This window comes from Haloarcula hispanica ATCC 33960 (assembly GCF_000223905.1).
Lineage (GTDB): Archaea > Halobacteriota > Halobacteria > Halobacteriales > Haloarculaceae > Haloarcula > Haloarcula hispanica.
Genome location: NC_015948.1, coordinates 180,448 through 198,695, shown reverse-complemented (window position 1 = coordinate 198,695; position 18,248 = coordinate 180,448). Strand labels below are relative to the sequence as shown.

The 18,248-nt window shown below is 65.2% G+C and carries 19 protein-coding genes; 15 read left to right on the top strand and 4 right to left on the bottom strand.

The window, feature by feature from the left end; translation table 11 throughout:
• Window positions 1-54: 54 nt before the first annotated feature.
• From HAH_RS01045 to HAH_RS01010, 8 genes are all read left to right on the top strand, one after another.
• On the top strand, window positions 55-888 hold the full coding sequence (locus tag HAH_RS01045) for a class I SAM-dependent methyltransferase (protein ID WP_014039231.1): 834 nt from the start codon (window positions 55-57) through the stop codon (window positions 886-888).
• A gap of 155 nt (window positions 889-1,043) precedes the next feature.
• Window positions 1,044-1,973: a lipoyl synthase gene (lipA, locus tag HAH_RS01040; RefSeq protein ID WP_023843075.1), complete on the top strand. Its 930-nt coding sequence runs from the start codon at window positions 1,044-1,046 to the stop codon at window positions 1,971-1,973.
• A gap of 172 nt (window positions 1,974-2,145) precedes the next feature.
• Window positions 2,146-3,252: a pyruvate dehydrogenase (acetyl-transferring) E1 component subunit alpha gene (pdhA, locus tag HAH_RS01035; RefSeq protein WP_014039229.1), complete on the top strand. Its 1,107-nt coding sequence runs from the start codon at window positions 2,146-2,148 to the stop codon at window positions 3,250-3,252.
• Entirely contained in the window at window positions 3,249-4,247 is a 999-nt protein-coding gene (locus tag HAH_RS01030; RefSeq protein WP_014039228.1) for an alpha-ketoacid dehydrogenase subunit beta, read from the top strand. The genes pdhA and HAH_RS01030 overlap by 4 nt, the downstream gene beginning before the upstream one ends.
• Window positions 4,248-4,250: 3 nt before the next feature.
• Window positions 4,251-5,891: a dihydrolipoamide acetyltransferase family protein gene (locus HAH_RS01025; protein ID WP_014039227.1), complete on the top strand. Its 1,641-nt coding sequence runs from the start codon at window positions 4,251-4,253 to the stop codon at window positions 5,889-5,891.
• Window positions 5,892-6,036: 145 nt separating this feature from the next.
• Window positions 6,037-6,345, top strand: a complete 309-nt coding sequence (locus HAH_RS01020) for a hypothetical protein (protein ID WP_044952118.1) — start codon at window positions 6,037-6,039, stop codon at window positions 6,343-6,345.
• Window positions 6,346-6,384: 39 nt separating this feature from the next.
• Window positions 6,385-7,803, top strand: a complete 1,419-nt coding sequence (gene lpdA, locus HAH_RS01015) for a dihydrolipoyl dehydrogenase (protein ID WP_014039225.1) — start codon at window positions 6,385-6,387, stop codon at window positions 7,801-7,803.
• A 141-nt stretch (window positions 7,804-7,944) separates the two neighbouring features.
• Complete coding sequence (locus HAH_RS01010; protein ID WP_014039224.1) at window positions 7,945-8,574, top strand: hypothetical protein; 630 nt, start codon at window positions 7,945-7,947, stop codon at window positions 8,572-8,574.
• Between the two features lie 65 nt (window positions 8,575-8,639).
• Here HAH_RS01010 and HAH_RS01005 read toward each other — a convergent pair whose 3' ends face one another.
• Window positions 8,640-8,972, bottom strand: a complete 333-nt coding sequence (locus HAH_RS01005) for a DUF4234 domain-containing protein (RefSeq protein ID WP_023843073.1) — start codon at window positions 8,970-8,972, stop codon at window positions 8,640-8,642.
• Between the two features lie 224 nt (window positions 8,973-9,196).
• Here HAH_RS01005 and pheA point away from each other — a divergent pair, with 224 nt between their 5' ends.
• The 3 genes from pheA (at window position 9,197) to HAH_RS00990 (ending at window position 10,936) form a co-directional block, all read left to right on the top strand.
• A complete protein-coding gene (gene pheA, locus HAH_RS01000) occupies window positions 9,197-10,012 on the top strand; it encodes a prephenate dehydratase (RefSeq protein WP_014039223.1) in 816 nt (271 codons plus the stop codon).
• Between the two features lie 61 nt (window positions 10,013-10,073).
• Complete coding sequence (locus HAH_RS00995; protein ID WP_014039222.1) at window positions 10,074-10,481, top strand: Hsp20/alpha crystallin family protein; 408 nt, start codon at window positions 10,074-10,076, stop codon at window positions 10,479-10,481.
• 2 nt (window positions 10,482-10,483) lie between these two features.
• Window positions 10,484-10,936 carry a peroxiredoxin gene (locus HAH_RS00990; protein ID WP_014039221.1) on the top strand — a complete coding sequence of 151 codons (453 nt, stop codon included), beginning with the start codon at window positions 10,484-10,486 and terminating at the stop codon, window positions 10,934-10,936.
• Window positions 10,937-10,965: 29 nt separating this feature from the next.
• Here HAH_RS00990 and leuS read toward each other — a convergent pair whose 3' ends face one another.
• A complete protein-coding gene (leuS, locus tag HAH_RS00985) occupies window positions 10,966-13,653 on the bottom strand; it encodes a leucine--tRNA ligase (protein WP_014039220.1) in 2,688 nt (895 codons plus the stop codon).
• Between the two features lie 153 nt (window positions 13,654-13,806).
• Window positions 13,807-15,198, bottom strand: a complete 1,392-nt coding sequence (locus HAH_RS00980; protein WP_014039219.1) for a sensor histidine kinase — start codon at window positions 15,196-15,198, stop codon at window positions 13,807-13,809.
• Window positions 15,199-15,396: 198 nt separating this feature from the next.
• Here HAH_RS00980 and HAH_RS00975 point away from each other — a divergent pair, with 198 nt between their 5' ends.
• Genes HAH_RS00975 through HAH_RS00970 form a run of 3 tightly spaced genes read left to right on the top strand, consistent with a single transcriptional unit; the run spans window position 15,397 to window position 16,017 of the window.
• On the top strand, window positions 15,397-15,582 hold the full coding sequence (locus tag HAH_RS00975; RefSeq protein WP_014039218.1) for a hypothetical protein: 186 nt from the start codon (window positions 15,397-15,399) through the stop codon (window positions 15,580-15,582).
• Window positions 15,582-15,749: a hypothetical protein gene (locus tag HAH_RS19810; RefSeq protein WP_014039217.1), complete on the top strand. Its 168-nt coding sequence runs from the start codon at window positions 15,582-15,584 to the stop codon at window positions 15,747-15,749. Before HAH_RS00975 ends, HAH_RS19810 begins: the two co-directional genes overlap by 1 nt.
• A gap of 46 nt (window positions 15,750-15,795) precedes the next feature.
• Window positions 15,796-16,017, top strand: coding sequence for a DUF7535 family protein (locus HAH_RS00970; protein ID WP_014039216.1), 222 nt, complete (start codon window positions 15,796-15,798; stop codon window positions 16,015-16,017).
• On the opposite strand, the gene HAH_RS00965 is transcribed toward HAH_RS00970, so the two are convergent.
• Window positions 16,018-17,013 (bottom strand): alanine dehydrogenase, encoded by a 996-nt coding sequence (locus HAH_RS00965; RefSeq protein ID WP_014039215.1) that lies wholly within the window; start codon window positions 17,011-17,013, stop codon window positions 16,018-16,020.
• A gap of 76 nt (window positions 17,014-17,089) precedes the next feature.
• On the opposite strand from HAH_RS00965, the gene HAH_RS00960 reads away from it, so the two are divergent.
• Window positions 17,090-17,965 carry a hypothetical protein gene (locus tag HAH_RS00960; protein ID WP_014039214.1) on the top strand — a complete coding sequence of 292 codons (876 nt, stop codon included), beginning with the start codon at window positions 17,090-17,092 and terminating at the stop codon, window positions 17,963-17,965.
• Window positions 17,966-18,248 lie beyond the last annotated feature (283 nt).

The following is an 18,248-nucleotide window of genomic DNA, read 5'->3' as shown; positions in this document are numbered from 1 at the left end:
AGTGTCCAGCACACCTGGCAAAAAATTAACTCAGCTGGCTGATAGTGCGCAGGTGTGCCTCTCAGTGACCCCGAGGACTATTACGACGAGAACGACGAGAGCGAGTGGGACCGCCTGACAGCCACGCTACACGGGCAGTTGGAGTGGTCGGGGACCGTTGCACAGCTCGAAGCGAACCTCCCCGACACGGGACACGTTCTCGACGTGGGCGGCGGTGCTGGCCGGTACGCCGTCTGGCTGGCCGAACAGGGATACGATGTCACGCTTGTCGACCCCAGCAAGGGCCAGCGAGCTATCGCACAGGAGAAAATCGCCGAGCACGGGTACGAAGAGCGGGTGGCCGTCGAGGCGGGCGACGTGCGCGACCTCGGGTTTGACCGGGACGTATTCGACGCGACGCTGTGTCTGGGTGGGCCGCTTTCGCATATACTCGACGCTGACGAACGGGCAGCCGCCGTGCGGGAGCTTCACCGGGTGACGAAAGCCGGGAGTCCGGTGTTCGCCTCCGTCATGGGGCGGCTCAACTGGCTGGTGCTCTCGCTGGTCGGCGAGTCGGAACACCTCGTCAATGCGGCCGAACTCGCTGAGACGGGCGATTACGACCGCCCGTTCGTGGCGCAACTCGGGCACGACGCGGCGTTCACCGAGACCCATTTCTTCCGCGCCGATGAGTTCGAGGCGCTGTTAGAGGCGGGCGGAGTAACCGTCGAGACGCTGGTCGGGCTGGAAGGGCTGGCGTCAGTACTCGCCGCTCCATCGCTCCGAGAGACCGCTGCCGACCTGTCGGCACACGAGCGGGCCGGTGTTCAGGCGCTCGTAGACGAACTCCGGACGGACCGAACTGTCGTGGATATGTCCGCACATATGCTTGCGGTCTGCCGTGCCTGAGGTGGGCACGCGGGCAGTAGCGTTGATGTCCCTGAGTGCGCAGGTGGCGGTCGGTTCGGCTGAGCCGCCTAACCGCCCGACTGGCCTTCAACAAGGGATGTGACAGAGGACATGACCCCCGCACGTTTTTGACCGACCCAACCTAACTGCCGGTAATGAGTCGTTCGCGCAAGCCTGACTGGCTGAAGATGCGGCCACCGTCGGGCGAGCGGTTCACCGATATCAAGCAGACGCTCCGGGACCGCAACCTCAACACGGTCTGTGAAGAGGCCAACTGCCCCAACCTCGGAGAGTGCTGGAGCGGGCGCGACGGACCGGGGACGGCGACGTTCATGCTGATGGGCGACCGCTGTTCGCGGGGCTGTAACTTCTGTGATGTCGAAACCGGTGGGATGGACCCGTTAGACCCCGACGAGCCACAACAGGTGGCCGACGCCGTCGCGGAGATCGGGCTGGACTACGTGGTGCTGACCAGCGTCGACCGCGACGACCTGCCCGATCAAGGCGCGGGCCACTTCGCCGAGACGATCCGGGCCATCAAAGAGCGTGACCCGTCAATCCTCGTCGAGTGTCTCATCCCCGATTTCCAGGGCGAGCCGGAGCTCGTACGAAAGATCATCGACGCCGATCCGGACGTCATCGCGCACAACATCGAGACGGTCGACCGGCTCCAGTGGCCGGTCCGGGACCGCCGGGCGGGCTACGAGCAGTCCCTCTCGGTGCTTCGGCAGGTCGACCGCGAGAGCGATTGCTACAGCAAGACCAGCCTGATGCTGGGCGTCGGCGAGTACGCCCACGAGGTGTACCAGACGCTGTCGGACCTCCGGCAGGCCGGCGTCGACGTGGTCACCTTCGGCCAGTACCTCCAGCCTTCCCGCTCGCATCTGGAGGTCTCGGAGTACGTCCATCCGGACGCCTTCGACACCTGGCAGCGGGTCGCCGAGGAGGAATTCGACTTCCTGTACTGCGCCTCGGGACCGATGGTCCGGTCGTCATACCGGGCCGGCGAACTGTTCGTCGAGAGCGTCCTGCGTGAGGGCCAGAGTGCAGACGAGGCGCGGGCGAAAGTGCGCGCTGACAACTGATACATCGGAGTTATCACTAATAAATTGGGCAGATTTTAAACCGACTCAGAATGTCTTAGGCACCCATATTCCCAGTAATACCTACGTCGGAGATGTTTTTCAGCCCCGCGAAAGCTCTAAAGGTAGTGCGAGTGAACAGTCGTCGTATGCCACTTCGACGGAGGCGGTTTCTATGAGTGTCCTCCAGCGCGACCCAGCGGACAGGGTACAGATTCTCGATGAAGACGGGACAGTGGTCGACGGCGCAACGGTGCCGGACCTCTCGGACGACGAACTGGTGGAGATGTACCGGTATCTCAAACTTGGCCGGCACTTCGACCAGCGGGCGGTGAGTTTGCAACGACAGGGCCGGATGGGAACGTACCCCCCCATGTCGGGACAGGAGGCCTCGCAGGTCGGCAGCGCCTTCGCGCTGCGAGACGGCGACTGGGCGTTCCCGAGCTACCGGGAACATCTCGCAATGTACGTCAAGGGATGGCCACTGTCGGACGACCTGTTGTACTGGATGGGGTCGGAGTCGGGTAATTCGCCGCCGGAAGACGTTCAGGCGTTCTCGTTTGCGGTCCCGATTGCGACACAGATCCCGCACGCGACCGGGGCCGCGTGGGCATCGAAACTCAAGGGCGATGACACCGCTGCCCTCGTGTACTTCGGTGACGGTGCGACCTCCGAGGGCGACTTTCACGAAGGCCTGAACTTCGCTGGCGTGTTCGATGTGCCAGCGGTGTTTTTCTGTAACAACAACCAGTGGGCGATTTCGGTGCCACGGGAGCGCCAGTCGGCCAGCGAGACGCTCGCCCAGAAGGCCAACGCCTACGGCTTCGACGGCGTCCAAGTCGACGGAATGGACCCGCTGGCGGTGTATCAGGTGACCCGCGAGGCCGTCGAGAAGGCACACGACCCGCCCGAGGACGGGCTCCGCCCGACGATGATCGAGGCAGTGCAGTACCGCTTCGGCGCGCACACGACCGCCGACGACCCGTCGGTGTACCGCGACGACAGCGAGGTCGAGCACTGGAAGCAGAAAGACCCGATTCCGCGGATGGAGGCGTTCCTCAGAGACCAGGGCCTGCTCGACGACGAGCGGGTCGACGCCATCGACGAATCGATTCAGGAGGAGGTGGCCACAGCTATCGACGAGGCAGAGGCGACCGAGCGACCGGAACCGGAGGAGATGTTCGCGGACGTGTACGCGGAGATGCCACAGCGACTCGAACAGCAACTGGACTACCTCGAAGACCTGCGCGAGCGACACGGTGACGAGGTGCTACTGGAATGAGTACACAGAACGCAGACACACAGAGTTTGACGCTCGTACAGGCCGTCCGTGACGGCCTCTACGGCGAGATGGAACGGAACGAAGACGTGGTCGTGATGGGGGAAGACGTCGGGAAGAACGGCGGCGTCTTCCGAGCGACACAGGGGCTCCACGAGGAGTTCGGTGACGACCGGGTCATCGACACACCGCTCGCGGAGGCCGGCATCGTCGGGACGGCTATCGGCATGGCCGCCTACGGGCTCCGGCCGGTGCCGGAGATGCAGTTTTCCGGGTTCATGTACCCCGCGTTCGACCAGATTGTCAGTCACGCCGCCCGACTTCGGAACAGGAGCCGCGGCCGATACAATTGCCCGCTCACCGTTCGCGCGCCCTACGGCGGCGGCATCCGCGCGCCGGAACACCACTCCGAATCCAAGGAGGCGTTCTACGTCCACGAGGCGGGGCTGAAAGTCGTCGTCCCGTCGACGCCGAAGGAGACGAAGGGGCTACTGACGGCGGCCATCCGGGACCCGGACCCCGTCATCTTCCTCGAACCGAAGCTCATCTACCGGTCGTTCCGCGAGGAGGTCCCCGACGACCCCTACACGGTCGAACTGGGCGAGGCGAAGGTCCGTCGTGAGGGGAGCGACGTGTCCGTGTTCACCTGGGGCGCGATGACCCGGCCGACGGTCGAAGCCGCCGAGGAACTGGCCGAGGAGGGCATCGACGCAGAGGTGATCGACCTGCGAACGCTGTCGCCGATGGACACTGACGCCATCGTCGAGTCGTTCAAGAAGACCGGGCGAGCGACTGTCGTCCACGAAGCCCCCAAGACCGGTGGGCTGGCCGGCGAGATTATCGCCACCATTCAGGAGGAAGTCCTGCTGTATCAGGAGGCCCCCGTTACGCGGGTGACCGGCTTCGACGTGCCCTACCCGCTGTACGCCTTAGAGGACTACTACCTCCCCGAACCCGCCCGCATCAAAGACGGTATCAGAGAGGCAGTGGAGTTCTGACGCATGTTCGAGTTCAATCTCCCGGACCTCGGTGAAGGGGTCGCAGAGGGTGAGGTGCTGACCTGGCACGTCTCGCCGGGCGACGCCGTCACCGAGGATCAGGTCCTCGCGGAGGTAGAAACCGACAAGGCCGCCGTCGACGTGCCGTCGCCGGTCGACGGCGTCGTGCAGGAACTGCACGCCGAAGTCGGCGAGATGGTACAGACCGGCGAGGTGCTCATCACTATCGACGAGGCGGGCGATGCCGAAGCGGCCGACGCGGCGGCTGGCAGTGCGGCCGACGCCGAATCGGCAGAAGCTACCACAGAGGCAGTAGCCGACGACACTGCGAGCGAAGCCACAGCGGCCGATGCGTCGGACCAGTCGGACGCAAGCACGGCCGACGGCCGCGTGTTCGCCTCGCCGAGCGTTCGCCGACTCGCCCGTGAGAAGGGGGTCGACATCGCGGCCGTCGACGGGAGCGGGCCGGGCGGTCGCGTCACCGAGGGGGACGTCGAGGCGGCCACGGCGTCAGCCGATGAGACGGCTGACAGTGACGACGGCCCCACGTCGGTCGTTTCGGAGGCGTCCGACGACGGGGACGGCCCGACCACAGCAGTTTCGCAGGTCGACGATGCGGACACAGACGACGGGAATGCTGTCAAGTCAGCCGTCAGAAGTGTCTCCGGTGACGGACAGGCGGCCGCCAATCGCGACCAGACGCTGGCGACGCCGGCAACCAGAAAGGCCGCCCGCGAACTCGACGTGAACATCGACGCCGTCCCGACCGACCAGACCCGGGACGGCCAGCCCTACGTCGACGAGTCGGCCGTTCGGACGTACGCGGAGGCACAACAGGCCGCGCAGGCGGCTGATGCCGAAGCCGTCAGCGCCGAAGGTGGTGCGGCGGGAACGGCAGCCGAGGCGGGCGGCGCTGGGGCCGAAACGACAGCCGTCGAGACAGGCGACGGCGAGCGCCGCGAACCGTACCGTGGCGTCCGTCGGTCCATCGGCGAACAGATGGCTCGGTCCCGGCGAGAGGTGCCCCACGCGACCCACCACGACCAGGTCGACGTGTCCGGCCTCGTCGAGGCACACGAGCGACTACAACCGCTCGCCGAGGAGCGCGACGTCACGCTGACGTACACGCCCTTCGTGGTGAAATGCGTCGCCGCGGCGCTGGACCAGCACCCGGTGCTCAACACCGCGCTTGACACCGAAAACGAGGAAATCGTCTACAGGGACGTCCACAACATCGGCGTGGCGGCAGCGACCGACCACGGACTGGTCGTGCCGGTCGTCGACGACGTGGACGGGAAGTGCCTGGTCGAACTCGCAGACGAGATCAACGACCTCGTCGGGCGGGCCCGAGAGCGTGACATCGAGCGGTCGGAGATGCAGGGCGGGACGTTCACCGTCACGAACTTCGGGGCCATCGGCGGCGAGTACGCCAGCCCGATAATCAACGTCCCAGAGACGGCGATTCTCGGGATCGGGGCGCTGAAGGAGCGGCCGGTGGCCGAAGACGGCGAGGTCGTCGCAAAACCCACGCTCCCGCTCTCGCTAGCAATCGACCACCGCGTCATCGACGGGGCAGACGCCGCACGCTTCGTCAACACGCTCAAGGAGTACCTGACGGACCCGACGCGACTCCTGTTAGAGTAGCCACTCGGGTTCGCAATCGAAACCGAAACGGGTCACTGGAACGACAGGGCTGGTGATGCCCTCCACGAGAGACACATGGGTCTGGTACGGATTAGCCGCGCTGTTCGTCTTGCCGCCGGGGTGTATGGCCCTCTCCCGGCTGTCGATGGACCTGTTCATATCGTCAGGGTCGGCCGGTGAAGCGAGTCTCGGAACGTTCCTCGGCGCGTTTGCTCTGACCGTCCTCGCCAGTTGGGCGAGTGTGCTGTTCAGCCTGCTTCTCACGGTCGGCCTCTTTCTCGACAGTCGACAGCTCCGGCGGACCGACGGCGACTGGTCCCCGACACCGCTGTATGCCCTCGCCGGCATCGTCCACGGGGTGGGATCGACACTGCTCGCGGCGTTTGCGGTGTCGGTACCGGTCGTCGGCTATTATCTGTATCGCCGGCGCACGCGAGACACGACAGCGAGGTGAAGGGCGATAGCTTTTCACGGACCCGGACGAGGCACCGGTATGGTCGTCGGAGATGTCACTACGGGAACCGAACTGCTTGTTATCGGCGGCGGTCCGGGCGGCTACGTCGCCGCGATCCGGGGCGCGCAACTGGGACTGGACACGACGCTCGTCGAGCGGGACGCCTACGGCGGGACCTGCCTGAACCACGGCTGTATCCCCTCGAAAGCGCTCATCTCGGCCTCGGACGTCGCCCACGACGCCCGGCAGGCCGAATCGATGGGTGTGTTCGCGGACCCGGCCGTCGACATGGCCGGGATGACAGAGTGGAAAGACGGCGTCGTCACACGGCTGACACGGGGCGTCGAGTCGCTGTGTGAGAGCGCCGGCGTCAATCTGGTGGAGGGGACCGCCGAGTTCATCGACGACGGGACGGTCCGGGTCGCCCACGGCGGCGATGGGCAAGGCTCGGAGTCGCTGTCGTTCGAACACGCCATCGTTGCGACAGGGAGCCGACCGATGGCGGTCCCCGGCTTCGAGTTCGACGGCGGGCACATCCTCTCTTCGAAGGACGCGCTCGCGCTCGAATCGGTCCCCGAGAAGCTGCTCGTCGTCGGCGCGGGCTACATCGGCATGGAGCTCTCGACGGTGTTCGCGAAACTGGGCGCGGAGGTCACGGTCGTCGAGATGCTCGGCGACGTGTTGCCCGGCTACGAGGACGACGTCGCGGCGGTCGTCCGCGACCGCGCCGAGGACCTGGGTATCGATTTCAACTTCGGCGAGGCGGCCGACGACTGGGACGAGACAGAGGAGGGCATTCGCGTCCAGACCGTCGACGAAGACGACGCGGTCACCGAGTATAACGCCGAGAAATGTCTTGTCGCGGTCGGGCGCGAACCGGTCACGGACACGCTCGCGCTGGAGAACATCGACCTCCAGACGGACGAGAACGGCGTCATCCCGACCGACGACCAGTGCCGGACGGCGTACGAGTCGGTGTTCGCAGTCGGCGACGTGGCCGGCGAGCCGATGCTTGCCCACAAGGCGATGGCCGAAGGCGAGGTCGCTGCGAGAGCCGCCGCCGGCGAACCCGCCGCGTTCGACCATCAGGCGATTCCCGCCGCAGTGTTCACCGACCCCGAAATCGCCACCGTCGGGATGACTGAGAGCGAGGCCGAGGCGGCGGGCTTCGACCCGGTCACTGGGCAGATGCCGGTACGGGCCAACGGCCGCGCGCTCACGGTCAACGAGAAGGAGGGCTTCGTTCGCGTCGTCGCTGATGCTGACGAGGAGTTCCTGCTCGGAGCACAGATCGTCGGCCCGGAAGCGTCGGAGCTTATCGCCGAACTCGGGCTGGGTATCGAGATGGGCGCGCGGCTTGAAGACATCGCCGGGACGATCCACACGCACCCGACGCTCTCCGAAGCGGTCCACGAGGCGGCCGCGGCGGCACGCGGCGAAGCCGTTCACACGCGCTGAGAACGTGTGGGGCTGGTTCACGAAGGCCCAGTCAAACACAACTCTGTGGGTGTTTACTGACAGAGAGACAGAATCTTGCGCCGTGCAAAAGGGTTATATTGTGGATTGAGTAAACTGTCGGTGACTAGGAACCGGTAAGATATGTCTACTGACTCAGAGCCCGACGATACCATCGCCCAGGCGATCATTTCGGGGTCGACGTACGAGCGACTCCGTTATGAACGCCACTCGTATCTCAGACAGACCGTCCCGCGAACGCTCGCACTCCAGAGCGCCCTGCTTGGTGCGCTGGCACTGTTACTACCGATCTACGGTCTGTATCCGGACAGCACCGCGGCGTTTCTCCCGGCAGTTGACCCCGCCGTCGCCTCGCCGAAGGTGCTGTTGCTCGGGCTGTTCGGCGGGTTCTTGCAGTTGTTCGGTGCGACGTTGCTCGTCGGGTCAGTCCTCTACCGAGTCCGGCTTGCCCCGCTGACTGAGCGACAGGCGCACGCGGCGCTCAACGCCGAGGACTTCGCGCGCTACGTCGGCCTCGGGACCGGCGGACTGGCAATCGTGCTCTCGCTTTGCCTGTTCGCTGTGGGGCTTGGCGGCGGTGACGCAGTGTCCGCATACGTCGCGTTCACGGGTCGAAACCCGTTCGTCGACTCCGGGTTCGGCCTGTCGGTTGCAACGGTCTCGCTGCTCGCCTTCGTCGCCAGCGTGACGGTTTTTTACGCCTCGCGATACCTTCTCGTTCACCTCGCGCTGTTCCACCGTAGCAACGAGTGAGGAGTGTCACCGGTAGCGATACAGCAGTGGCGAAATTCCACGTCCGTGAAAAGTCGAGGACGCCGTCAGTTAGTCGCAACGTCGTTGATACCTGACTGTATCAAGAACCACGAAATGGGACCGAAGACGACGAACAGCAGGAACAGGACCACACCACTCTGGTCGGTGACGGCTTCCGCCGCGTTTGAGATCTGCCAGATCCCGATGATGTTTACGAGAGGAATGACTGCCAAGATAGGAGTCAGGTTCTGGTCTGTCCCTGCATCGAGTTGCTTGGCGGTCTTGTACAGCCAGTACAGGCCATAGAGCGTTCCAGTCACGACAAACAGGACGACCTGCAGGCCGAGCGATCCGTCTTCGAACGCGGTTGCGTCAGTCACTTGCGGTGATGCTGACATACAGTCGCTATTCGCTCACGCTTGCTGAAAAAAGTACACCCGCTGTAGATTCGCAAGCAGTCGGACGGGTGCCTGTCTGGCACGGCACTGACGAGGACCTGGCACGGTTGTCCTGAACGGCGGCTGACGCCACCGAGACAGCGTCAGACGGATACCGCGACCGCCCCGGCACAGCGCTTGCCGATGACCACGGTTCTTTTGGTTCCCACCGCTGTACCCCGGGTATGACCACTGTTACCCTGGGTCCCGAGGGGACCTACTCCCACCGCGCCGCACAGGCAGTCACCGACGACGAGATATCCTTCTCCGAGTCGGTGACCGCCATCGTCGAAGCCGTCGCCAGCGGCGAGGCCGAGCGCGGCGTCGTCCCCGTCGAGAACAGTATCGAAGGCTCCGTCACCGAATCGCTCGACGCCTTCGCGGAGTACGACGTTGCCGTCGTCGAGGAGATTATCACGCCGATCCGCCACGCGCTGCTCGCACAGGACGAGTCGTTCTCGCTGGTGGCCAGCCACGCCCAGGCGCTGGCCCAGTGTCGCGGCTGGCTCGACGAGCACTACCCCGGCGTCAACGTCGAGGCCGTCGCGTCGACGGCCCGCGGCGTCGAACGCGCCCGCGGCGACCCGGACATCGCCGCTATCGGCCACCCCGAGAACGCGACCAACGGGACCGAACTGAAGGTGCTCGCCGAGGACATCCAGGACCGGTCCTCGAACGCCACCCGCTTCGTTGTCGTCGCCCCGAAGAGCGAGCGCAGCGAGGCCGGCGGCAAGACCTCCTTCATCGTCTACCCCGACGTCGACTACCCCGGCCTGCTACTGGAACTGCTGGAGCCCTTCGCCGACCGCGACATCAACCTCACCCGCGTCGAGTCCCGGCCCAGCGGCGAGCGCCTGGGCGACTACGTCTTCCACATCGACATCTCGGCCGGCCTCTACGAGCAGCGCACGCAGGACGCCCTCGCCGACATCGAAGACATCGCCGAGAAGGGCTGGGTCCGCCGGCTGGGGTCGTACGACTCGCAGACGGTCGTCAACTGAGTCAGCGGGACACCGCCGGCCCCGTTCAAGCGTTAAGTCCCGGGCCCGTGTACCCCCGTGTATGTCTGACCGCGATCCGTTCAGCGAGATCGAGCGCGCGTTCGATATGCTGGGAGAGCAATTCGGCGTCGACATGGGCGCTATTCCAGTGGATGTCGTCGACGAGGGCGACGCTTTCGTCGTCCACGCGGACCTCCCCGGCTACGAGAGCGAGGACATCGATGTCCAGCTCGTCGAGGACCGCAAGCTCACCATCAGCGCCACGTCGAGCCAGGAGCGGGAATCGACTGACGGCCAGTATGTCCAGCGCGAGCGCCGCCAGCAGTCGATGAGTCGGTCCGTTCCCCTCCCCGAAGCCGTCGACGACGATGAGACCACCGCGAGCTACGACGACGGCGTCCTCACCGTTCGGCTGGCGAAGGTCGGACACAGCGAGGACGATAACGGGACGGATATCCCCGTAAACTGACGATGGTACTCGAACCCGGCACGGACGTGCCGACGATCAGGGCGACGAACCAGCACGGAAACCCGGTCCAGCCCAGCTTCGAGCAGCCGACAGTGCTGTACTTCTATCCGGCGGACGACACGCCGGGGTGTACGACGGAGGCGGAGCAGTTCGAGGAGCACGCAAACCGGTTCGAGGACGCCGGCGTTTCAGTGTACGGCGTCTCGACCGACGGCGTGGAGAGTCACCGTGACTTTGCGGAAAAGAACCACATCAGTTTCGATCTGCTAGCCGACCCCGAGGGACGGCTGTGTGAAGCGTTCGACGTGCCGCTGGTCGACGGGCGGTGCCAGCGGACGACGTACGTCATCGCGAAGGAACGCGTCGTCGCCGTCTACGAGCGGGTCGGCCCCGACGGCCACGCGGCGAGCGTCTTCGAGGACCTCATTGACACCGGCCTGGTCAGGGCCGAGTAGGGCTCAGAAAGCGATAGCACGCCGACGGGCTACTCGTCGATGTCGATGGCCGGGCGACCGGGACCGGCTTTGCCGACGAGGTCGGGGTCCGCTTCCGCTGGTCCCTGCACGACCACGTCAGCGCCGAACTCTCGTTCGACGAGCCACGCGGCACGTTCGAGCGCCGCCTGTTCGCGCTCGGGTGGCAGTTGCTCGTCCAGCGACTGCGCGCGGCCGGCCAGTTCCTTGGCGAAGTCCGCGGCCGCCTCGCCCTGCTCGCGCAGGTCCTCGTCCTGCATGACGGTGCCGACGACGTTGCCGTCGGCGTTCCGAGCGAGGTCCAGCACGCGGTGCTTCCACTCCGGCGCGACCGCGAGCGTGATGGTCTGTGGGTCCTCGATGCCGACCGTGTCGACGATATCGCGGATGTCCTCGCGGGTGTTCTCGACCAGCCGGCGCTCCATCTCGTAGTCTTCGGGGGCTTCAGCAGCCGGCCACTCGGCCTCTGCGATGAGGTCGTCGTGGCCCAGTTCGGCCCACATCTCCTCGGCGGCGTGGGGCGCGACCGGGGCGAGCAGTTTCGCCGCCGTCGCCAGCCCGCGCTCGAAGGTGTCGGCGTCGGGGGTGGTCGCTTCCTGATAGCGGCGCAGCAGCGACACCAGTTCCCGCACGGCCTGGAGCGCGTGGTTGAAGCGGAAGTCCTCGAACTCGACCGTCGCGTTCGCCGCGGTGGCGTCGATTTCGCGGGCGACGTAGTCCGCGATGTCGTCACCGTTCGCCAAGTCTGTGGCTGTCTCCGCCTCGCCGTTGGCGTATTCCGAAACCAGCGTGTACACGTTCTGGAGGAAGCTATGAGCAGATTGGACACCCTCAGGACTCCAGGCGAACTCCTTCTCTGGCTGGGCGGCCTCCATGATGAACAGCCGGGCCGTGTCCGCGCCGTACTCCTCGATGATGCGCTGGGGTGAGACGCCGTTATCCAGGCTCTTCGACATCTTGTTGCCGTCCTCGCCCAGCACCATCCCCTGGTTCGTGAGGTTGGTGAAGGGTTCGCGGACGCCGTCGACCATGTCGAGGTCGTCCAGCACCTTCGTGAAGAAGCGGGCGTACAGCAGGTGCATCACGGCGTGTTCGATACCGCCGACGTACTGGTCGACCGGCATCCAGTCGCTGGCCCGCTCGGCGTCGAAGGGGGCATCCGCCATCTCCGGCGAAGTGTATCGCAGGAAGTACCACGAAGAGTCGACGAAGGTGTCCATCGTGTCCGTCTCCCGCACCGCGTCGGCCCCGCAGTCGGGGCAGTCGACGTGTTTCCACTCCTCGGCGGCGTCCAGCGGATTCCCGGTGGTGTGGACGAACTCCGGCAGTTCGACAGGGAGGTCCTCATCGGGGACCTCGACGTAGCCGCAGTCGTCGCAGTGAATCATCGGAATCGGGGTGCCCCAGTAGCGCTGACGGGAGATACCCCAGTCGCGGAGGTTGTACTCCGTGCGGTGCTCGCCGTCGAACTCCTCAACGAAGCGGTCGCGGGCTTCGTTACTACTGAGCCCGTCGAACTCGCCGCTGTTGACCAACAGGCCGTCTTCGGGATACGCTGCCTCTTGCACGTCGATGTCCTCGGGGTCGGCGTCGGCGTCCTCGGTGGGTTCGACGACCTGTACGATGTCGATGTCGTGGGCCTCAGCGAACTCGTGGTCGCGCTCGTCGTGGGCCGGCACGGCGTACAGCGCGCCCGTCCCCACATCGGTCAGCACGTAGTCCGCGACGTAGACCGGAATCTCATCGCCGGTAGCAGGATTGACGGCGTACTCGCCGGTGAATACGCCGGAGGTCACGTCGAGTTCGTCCTCGTCGGCCTGTTCGGCCGTTTCGATGTACTCCGCGACTTCATCGTTGCCCTCGGCGATTTCCTGTGCGACAGGGTGGCCCGGAGCCAGCGAGAAGAACGTCGCCCCGTGGATGGTGTCCAGACGGGTCGTGAAGATGTCGACCTCGCCGTAGTCGCCGACCTCGAAGGCGACGCTCGCGCCCGCCTGCTTGCCGATCCAGTTGCGCTGCATCTCCCGGACGTTGTTCGGCCAGCCGTCGAGGTCGTCTAAGTCCTCCAGCAGTTCCTCGGCGTAGTCGGTGATGGTGAAGAACCACTGGTCCATCTCGCGGGCCTCGATGGGCGTGTCACAGCGCCAGCACAGTTCTTCCTCGCCCTCGACCTGCTCGTCGGCGAGGACAGTCTCACAGGAGGGACACCAGTTCAGCTCGGCGGCCTGTCGCTCGACCAGCCCCGCCTCGCAGAACTGTTTGAACAGCCACTGGTTCCACTGGTAGTAGTCGGGTTCACAGGTCGCGAGTTCGCGGTCCCAGTCGTAGCCAAAGCCCATCTCAGTGAGCTGGTCGCGCATCGAGTCGATGCACTGCATCGTCCAGTCCCGCGGGTTGGTGTCGCGTTCCTCGGCGGCGTTCTCAGCCGGGAGGCCGAAGGAGTCCCACCCCATCGGGTGGAGGACGCTCTCGCCGCGCATCCGCTCGAAGCGGGCGTAGGCGTCCGTGATAGTGTAGTTCCGGACGTGGCCCATGTGGAGGCTCCCGGAGGTGTAGGGGAACATCGCCAGGACGTACTCCGGGTCGCTCTCGTCGTCGTCGATCCGGAACACGTCGGCCTCGTCCCACGTGCGCTGCCACCTAGGTTCGATCTCCGTGTGATCGAACCCCCGCTCGCGTTCCTCACCGGTCGTGGTCATGATATCGGAACATCCGGCAGCGACCGTGCTATACCTTTCCCTTCGGGAGGCTATCAGGGGCCGCCGCACGAGCCCACAAGCCGAATGGATGTGAATCCGGGGGACCGGCGTACCACAGAGCGGTAACGTCGCCACAGGTCGACCAGCCGCCCGCTATGCCTGACAGTCGACGTTGCCGATGTCGAATCGAGCGCCGCCCGACTCGCTCTCGGACATGGAGATCGTCCAGCCGTGGTCCGCGGCGACCCGGCGAGCGACGTAGAGTCCGAATCCGGTGTTCTCCGGGACAGCGGTGTGGCCCGCGTCGAACACGCGCTCCGGCGGTTCGACATCGATGCCCGGGCCGTCGTCGGCGACGAAGAAGCCGTCGGCCGTCGTACCGACGGTGACGGTAACCGACGGGCCAGCGTGTTCGAGCGCGTTCTGGAACAGTATCTGGAGCAACAGCCCGGCGGACTCCTGATCGGCGACAATGCGGGTGTCCCCGTCGAAAGTCAGGCACGCCTCACTGCCGGCGAGGGTGTCCCACACCTCCCGACTGAGACGGGAGAGCCAGACGTGTTTTCGCTTCGGGACCTGTTCGATCTCGTCGCGCTGGCTCGAGCCATTCGGATCGCTCGTGGAGAGTTCGACCACGGTATCGATAATCGTCGAGATCTGGGAGAGCGACTCCTCGATGTCGGCGGTCGAATCGTCACAGTCAGCCAGTTCTTCGAGTCGCCCGTAGGCGATCTGGAGTTCGTTTCGAAGCTCGTGAGACGCCACGAGTGCGACTTTCACCATCCGTTCGTGCTGGCGGCGAAACGCGTGCTCGCGGAGCTTTCGCTCCGTGATATCCTGAGTGTGTCCGACGATTCCCCGAACGTTCCCAGCGGAATCGTACCACGGCATCTTGCGGGTGCGGACGTACGACGCGTCGAGATCGAGGAACTCCTCCACTTCGATCCGGTCCGTGTCGCCCTCGATGACGTCCATCTCATCACGCAGGGCCGCTCTCGCGTGTTCATCGGCCAGTTCCGGGACCTCGACGTCGGTGAGGCCAAGCCGGTCGGTCGGCTCGTTGAACCCCCGACCCAGCAGGACGTGTCGTGCCTGCTCGTCTTTCGCGTACAGGTGGTCCGGCAACTCGTTGAACAGGGAGAGCAACAGCGTCTCCATCGGGGACGGCGGGCGTCCGGCAACAGTCGGTGGCTCAGCGTCGAGACTGTTCCGGAGGGCCTCGGCGACGGTGTCTTCGAGACGTGTCGACGCCTCGACAGCCGTCACGTCGAGGGTATCCGGGACCGCCGCCGGGTCCTCGCCAGCGACGATCACCGGCAGGTCGGGAAACAGCTTCCTGACGCCGTACGCGATATCGGTTCCGGACTGGCCGTCGACTGTTTCGGGTAGAACGAGAGCGTGGAACACCGAATGGGTGAGCGTGTCAAAGAGGTCTGTGAGGTCCGACAGGTACGTGATCGAAGCCGGCGTCTCAGCGAGAGCGGATTCGAGAGTCCCAGTATCCAGCCTGTCGGCTGCGACGACGAGCACAGATTTGCTACCCATGGTGCGTTCCCAGTGAGCAAACTATTGCGTGTGGTGGATTGTCACTGTTTCGGGTGTTTCGAAGGCCAGACGCCGCTCAGGACTGCCAGTGCAGCGATGTCGCCCGGACTGTCGAGCCGATAGCGTCGCCGGTACTCCGGCCGAGAGAGCGGCGCCCCACACAAGATTTTTGCCGGTCTCGGCTGGTGTCGGGAGTGTATGGTACACTGCCCTGACTGCCAGACCTCGCTGGAAACGGCCGACGACATCGAGTTCGTCGAAGTAGACGCCAAGACCGGCTTGATTAAAGCCTCCAAGCGCTTTTACACCGCCAACTGCGCGGCCTGTGGCGTCACTATCGGTAGCGGCGTCGCCGGCGCAAAGTCCAACGGAGGTGCGGCCTGATGGTCCACTGTCCGGAATGCGACGCGGAGATGGCCGACCAGGACGATGTAGAGTTCCTCGACATGGATTCGACGACCGGCTTCTTCACCGCCTCCAAACGCTTCTACCTCGTGGCCTGTGGCGAGTGCGGGGCCGCAATCGGTAGCGGCGTTGCCGGCGCAATGTAGTTACACCGGGGCCTAGGCTTATACACGTTTCAGTGCAAGAGAAAGTATGTCTGAATCACCTGACGACGACACGAAGGACAGCGGACGACTGCCGGCACCGCTCCGGTCGGTCACGCCGGGGACGCGTAGCCGTCCCAACGAGGGGATGGACGTGATCGGTTGGGGGATGCTCGCCGGCCTGTTCGTCCTGCTGATGCCGCTCCTTCCGTTTATCATCATCGTCTGGGGCATCTCGAAAGTGACCGAGATGCTCACGCCCTCGTCGTGATCAGGACGTGTCGGTGTCGACGAGCGAGAACGGCGTCCCGTCGCCATCATCGCTTGCGTTCTCGTAGACGACGTGGGCGGCCGCGACATCCTGAATGGCCAGCCCCGTCGAGTCAAAGAGCGTGATGCCGTCGTCGTCGGTCCGCCCCGAGAGGGTGCCCGCGACGATGTCGCCGAGCTCCCCGTGGAGGTCGGTATCAGTCAGGACGCCCTCGCCCCACGGGACGTTGATCTCGCCGGAGTGGGTGCACTGTTCGTAGTTGTCGATGACGAGTTTCGCGTCCAGCAGCGTGCGTTCGTCGTGTTCTTGCTTGCCGGCGGCGTCGGCACCAATGGCGTTGATATGCGTGCGCTCGCCGAGCCACTCCCGGTTGACGATGGGGGATTCGACGGGCGTAATCGTCGACAGCACGTCACAGCCGGCGGCGTCCTCGATACTGCCCGCACGTACGTCGAACTGGTCGGCGAAGGCGTCGACGAACGCCTGCTGTTTCTCCGCGTCCCGGTCGGCGACGACCACCGTCTCGATGTCCCGGACCGACGAGATGGCGTCCAGTTGCGTGTACGCCTGCGTGCCAGCCCCGACCAGACCAAGGGAGTCCGCGTCGGCGACGGCGAGATGGTCGGTGGCGACCGCCGCGGCCGCCCCGGTCCGCAGGCGCGTCAGGACTGTGCCGTCCATCACGGCCAGCGGGAACGCCGTCTCGGGGTCCGAGTAGATGAGCGTCCCGAGGACGGTCGGCAGGTCGTGGTCGCGGGGGTTGTCCAGGTGGACGTTCACCCACTTGACCGCGGCGGCGTCCCACGTTTCCGCGTTGACGTAGGCCGGCATCGACCTGAAGTCGCCGTTGTACTGCGGCAGGTCGACGTAGGACTTGGCCGGCATGATGGTGTTCTCCCTGGCATCGGCGGCGAAGGCCGCGGCGACCGCGGCGATGACTGCTGGCATCGCCGCGTGGTCCTCGACCGCGTCCGCGCCGAGAAGTAGCGTCTGCATACGGCATGTTGACACTCGACAATATTCAGCCCTCCGCCGTCACAGGGGTTATATCGCCACACGACCAGTCACGGGTATGCGTCGCGGGGTGGCGATTGCCGCGGTCTGTCTCTGTCTGCTGAGCGCCGGATGTACCGGTCTGTTCGGGGACGGCTCGGCCGCCAGGGAGACGGTGACACCGGCTCCAGTCCCGACTGCAGACGCACCGACGAGTCCGGCGCAACGCGCCCCGGGCGTCGTCGGCGACCGCGTCGTCAACGCCACCGCGCTCGGCCGCGCCCACGTCGCCCAGCTCTCGAACACCTCCTATCGCGTCCACCACACCAGGACCGTCATGAACGGCAGCGGCCTGCACAGCCGCGTCCGGACCCGTGCCAGCGTCAGCGCGGGCTACGAGTCGTACACGGCCACCCGAACGATATCCGGGGAGAGTGTGACAGCGCGTGAGATCCATAGCACCTGGCGGGACGGCCGCGCGCTCAGTCGGACGACCGTCAACGGGTCGACGTCGGCGGAAGTAGTCGCGGACAGCCGCGGTATCGGTGGCCCGCCACGCCCACCTCGGGCCGCGCTGTTCTTCGAACCCACGTTCAACGGGCGTCTCATAGCGCTGCTTTCCGCCACTAACATCACATCCATCCGCCCCGGCGACGAGGTCATCAAGCAACTGTACGGCGTTCCGTTGTATCGCATCAAAGGAACCGGGTCGGCCGACGACAGCGCGGTTGCCACCCGTCCCGTCGACCGTGTGACCAACGTCTCCCTCTCGGCGACCGTGACGCCCAACGGCGTCGTCCGAGGCTACGCGCTCCAGTACACGGTCGTGAACGGAACGGATACCCACAGAGTGACCGAGATTCTCCGCTACAGCGACCTCGGAACGACGGACGTGGTGTTCGAAGACCGACAGCGGACCGAACGCCATCGAAACCGAACAGCGCGTCCCGAATGACGCGAGCGACGGCTGGACGCCGTCGAATCAGTCACAAAACGGAGAGAGGCCCCCACCCGCTGTCACCAGTCCGTCCCACCAAACGGACCGGGACAGTCGATACTTCGCAGAGACGTACCTAACTGTTTCTCCGGTTTCACGTCTCGATATACACGCTGGGATGACTCGGCGCGTTACAGAATCGCAAAAAAACCGAACCGCAAACGGCGATTCGCTCGTTCGGAGGTCTCTCCGGTCGACCTCCCTGCTCGCGTGTCGCTACGCTCCCGCTCGCAATTCGAGG